Origin of the sequence: Klebsiella sp. MS 92-3, assembly GCF_000195655.1 — a bacterium.
In the GTDB taxonomy this organism is placed as follows: domain Bacteria; phylum Pseudomonadota; class Gammaproteobacteria; order Enterobacterales; family Enterobacteriaceae; genus Klebsiella; species Klebsiella pneumoniae.
Map to the genome: position 1 here is coordinate 20,327 of NZ_GL882786.1, position 1,279 is coordinate 21,605.

Here is a 1,279-nt window from a genome sequence, read left to right on the forward strand (position 1 = left end):
CCCCCCCCCCCCCCCCCCCCCCGCCCGCGGCGCCGCCCCGCCGCGCGCATCAGGGACTCTTCAACATGGACTTCGCGCGCAAGATCGCGCACCCACCACGGATCGTCGCCGAACAGAGTCTCCACCTTCTGCCAGACCGCCTGCTGCTCGTCGGTAAACCCGGCTTTATGCTCCGGCAAATGCAGCCAGCCGTGATGGCTGTGGACTAAGCCGCTCTCGCGCATCTGCTCAATCAGCAGCAGCACCAGCGCTTCATCTTCCATCGGCAGCGCGATGCGGCGCAGGCGCTCCCGGCCAGGGCCCGGCTCGTCTCGATGCTGCTCATGGTAGCGCGCAAGGGCATCCAGCAATTTTCGCTGCCAGCGGGCGGCAAGCGGCGCGCTAAGCAGGCGCTGTCCGGCCTGCAGATAGTCCGGTCGCTGGATCAGGGCCGCCATTCCGGCTTCGCTGAGCTGCCGCGCCCAGGCGAAGCGCTCAAGCCGGACGGCATCCCGCTGCAGATGCAGCTCCAGCGCCTGCGCATTGTCAGCGCCGACCGCTGCCAGGGCGTGCAGCCACTGCAGATATTCCGGTTTACGTTTGCCGCGACGCGGAGGATCCAGCGTCACCACCCGTGCGCCCGCCAGCGTCAAGCGAGCAGAGATATCGCGGAGCACCAGCCGGTCGTTATCCGCCAGCCACAGCGGAGTATCCAGCACCAGCTCCGCCAGGTTGCCCTCAAGAAGCGACACCCGGCCGGTAATGTGGCTGGCAGCATGGTGAATATGCAGCGGCTGCCACTGGCTGAGCGGCGTATGGCACTGCAGCTCGACAATCACCCGTTCTGCTGGCTCCGGCGGTGGTGAGGAGAGCAGCCAGTCGCCGCGGTGCACTGCCTCTTTTTGCGCATCGCCGACAATATTCAGCGCAATGCGCTGCCCGGCGTGCGCCTGCTCAACCGCTTGATTCTGGGCATGCAGGCTGCGGACGCGCATCGGCGTGTTGACGCCGGTAAGCCACAGGGTATCCCCGACCCGTACTTCGCCGGAGAGCGCCGTCCCGGTGACCACCAGCCCCGCGCCTTTGACGGTAAAAGCGCGGTCCAGCGCCAGGCGAAACCGCTGCTGCTGCGGGCGGGGGCGCTCCGCAAGCTGCAGCAGATGGCTGCGCAGTTCCGCAATACCGATGTTTTCCGCCGCCGCGGTGGGAAAGAAAGCGACGGCGTCAAAGCCCAGCTCGCCCAGGGTCTGCTCGACCTCTGCCTGAACCTCCGCCACCCTGGCGGCCGCCACGCGGGCCG

The 1,279-nt window shown here is 67.6% G+C and carries 1 pseudogene; it reads right to left on the reverse strand.

What is annotated here, in order from left to right:
* Nucleotides 1–1,279: pseudogene (gene selB / locus HMPREF9538_RS0127310) on the reverse strand (selenocysteine-specific translation elongation factor); the annotation flags it as partial.